Source organism: Thermosediminibacter litoriperuensis (assembly GCF_008124715.1).
GTDB classification, from domain to species: Bacteria; Bacillota; Thermosediminibacteria; order Thermosediminibacterales; family Thermosediminibacteraceae; genus Thermosediminibacter; species Thermosediminibacter litoriperuensis.
Window position 1 is genome coordinate 1 of the sequence record NZ_VNHO01000055.1, and the last position, 2896, is coordinate 2896.

At 43.8% G+C, this 2896-nt stretch carries 2 protein-coding genes; both read left to right on the top strand.

Annotated elements, in window-relative coordinates; all coding sequences use genetic code 11:
- The first annotated feature begins 97 nt into the window (after nucleotides 1–97).
- Nucleotides 98–1324: a uroporphyrinogen decarboxylase family protein gene (locus tag LZ11_RS12110; RefSeq protein WP_148868111.1), complete on the top strand. Its 1227-nt coding sequence runs from the start codon at nucleotides 98–100 to the stop codon at nucleotides 1322–1324.
- A 164-nt stretch (nucleotides 1325–1488) separates the two neighbouring features.
- Nucleotides 1489–2649 carry an MFS transporter gene (locus LZ11_RS12115; RefSeq protein WP_246110819.1) on the top strand — a complete coding sequence of 387 codons (1161 nt, stop codon included), beginning with the start codon at nucleotides 1489–1491 and terminating at the stop codon, nucleotides 2647–2649.
- Nucleotides 2650–2896: the final 247 nt, after the last annotated feature.

The window sequence follows — 2896 nt, forward strand, 5'->3', positions numbered from 1 at the left end:
GAGTAAAAGAGTTTGCCGGGGCGGATGCCTGGGCGGACGATGCGGCGAAGGGAGTAAGGCTTTGCAAACAATTAATGGGGATTGAGGGGTGATGGTGATGGCGGTAAATACTGCAAAGGAATTGTCAGAAAAACGCTATGCCCGAATAATGGCTGCCATAAACTTAGAAGAACCGGACAAAGTGCCTCTATCCGGTGTAGGCGGAGATATAATTCCGGCCTATTACGGCATAACTCAGTATGAATACTGCTATGACTTCGAAAAAGCCATAAAAGCCTCGGAAAAATTTCTGACAGATTTTCCTTGTGATTGGCCGTTTGCCGCTGGTGTTTCGGGATTAGATGGACGCGTATTTAGTGTAGCGTTTTCGGAATATCCCGATATAGCACCAAACACCACGTTTATAACTGGGCCGATGCATGATGTATTGGGAGACAAATACTACCGGTATCCCGGGAGGGAAATAGCCGAAGATGCATCTCCCCAGTTTATCGGTGGCACTTTCATGGAAGCCGATGAATACGACAAATTAATAGAAGACCCGGTGAAGTTTGTGGCGGAAACAGTACTGCCTAGGGCTTGTCGCAATATGGGGACTCCGCGCCAGACTATGGCTACGATGGTGAGATTGGGAATGGAATTCAGCAGATTTTCGGCCTTCCTCATGGAATCTGCGAAAATTTCGGCTCAATTAGGGTATCCTTCCCTCGGGATAGGAGGGGCCTACGCGCCGTTGGACATCATTGGGGACTTTTTGAGAGGAGTCGAAAATGTACTTTTGGATATCAGAAGATATCCCGAAAAAGTCAAAAAAGCTGCCGAAGCTTTGATGGAACCGGTTATGAATTACGCTCTAGCCTTCAAAAAAATGGGCATGAGCATTGCGTTTATTCCGCTGCACTTGAATGAATATTTATCGCCGAAACTTTATAACGAATTTTACTGGCCCACCCTGAAAGCGGTCATATTGAGACTTGTAGAAGAAGGCATGAAGGTATTTGTATTCTTTGAGGGCCGCCATGATGCGCATTTGGAGACTATCCTCGAACTGCCCAAGGGCTGGGGTATAGCGTATTTTGAAAAGACCGATGTGGTGAAGGCGAAGAAGCTCCTGCAGGGCCACACCTGCGTCATGGGAGGTATACCCATCAGCCTGCTGACGGGGGGCACTCCGGCATCGATAGAAGAATATGTAAAGAACTTGCTGGAGCATGTAAAACCAGGCGGTGGCTTTATCCTTGCTCCCAGCGTAGGTACTGCTCCTAAGGAGACTCCGTTACAAAATATCACCGCATTGATTGAAGCAGTGGAAAAATACGGTTAAGTTTTTACAAAGTCCGGACACCGGTGGAATATTTCTACCGGTGTCCGGCATGGGGTGAGGTCAATGTAAATTCAAATGTCGGAAATTATAGCAAATTAAAATATAATTGTCAATAAAAATTCTTAGTTGGGGACGGAAGTTGAAAGTTAGAAAGGGATGGAATTGTGAAAAATAGCAAAACAATAGTTACCATGGCTGTGATGTCGATATTTTTTATATCTATGGGTATAGGTACCATCACCGCTGCGATTCAAAATATAGCAGAAGCCTTTCCGCAAATTCCGTTTAGCACCATTTTGTTAGTTTCCACGCTGCCGTCTTTGTTCATCATTCCAGCCACGGCCCTTGCCGGAATGATAGCTGGTAATAAAATAGGTTACCGGCCGATATTGATAATCGGCACACTGCTTTTTGCAATAGCTGGAGCTGTGCCCGTTGTAATGAGTGATTTTACCCTGATACTGATATCCCGGGCAATTTTCGGAATTGGCCTTGGCATGATAATGCCGCTAGGTAATGCCCTTATACTAAACCTATTTGAAGGACAGCAAAGGGCGAACATGCTCGGCCTGTCCGGTGTAGTTATGAATTTGGGTGGTATAGTGCTGCAGATGTTGGGTGCTGTTTTGTGCACTATAAGCTGGCGTTACGCCTTTTTGCCGCACCTACTGGGTCTGGTTACTCTGATTATGGTAATCTTTATGCTGCCTGAGCCCGAAAAGAAAGAAGGAGCAGTGAAGGAAAAGGTGAAAACGCCTGCTTCGGTATATTTGATATCGACTCTGATAGGTATTGCTATGATGCTGAATTACCCGATGCTGGTAAATATGTCTACTATAATAATTACGGGCAATTTGGGAGATGCTGCTTCGACTGGGTTGGTCCTCTCAATGTTTACGGTGGGAGGAATGGTGGCGGGGGCGATTTTCGGAAAATTGCACCAGAAAGTTCAGCGATTCACGATTTCCATTGGACTTTTTATATTGTCAATCGGCATGGCTTTTGTAAATTACGCCAACAGCCTGATGGCACTGACATTAGGTGCTACACTCGTAGGAATGGGATTCGGTATTGTTATGCCTGCAGTAATGATGATAATAGGTATGATTATTTCTCCTGCAGGATTCGCGGCTGCTTCGGGAATATTGATGGCCTTTATGAACCTAGGCGGCTTTGTATCAACTTATTATATCGCACTTCTTTCGGCTATAAACAGTTCCATACGTTTTCCCATTTTTGTGGCAATGGTTGTATATATGATCAGCACGTTGATTTATACTTTGACTAAAATTAAAAACCCGCCTTCGGTTTCTACTCCTGCATAAAATAAGTGTTTGCAGAAGGCATGTAGATGAAAGAAATTATTATTTCTTTGCCGTTTAGCAAAAGTTAAGCAAATTGACAAAAGAATTAATATGCCCTATAAAAATACATAAAAAATTAAAAAAATAAAAAAAGGAGGCTAAATGTGTTAGATGAAATTTTTCAAAAAATAGTAGAAATGGAAGAAGAAGAGGCGGTAAAAAAGGCGAAGGAGTATTTGGAAGGTGGAGGGGACGCCCAGAAGTTGTT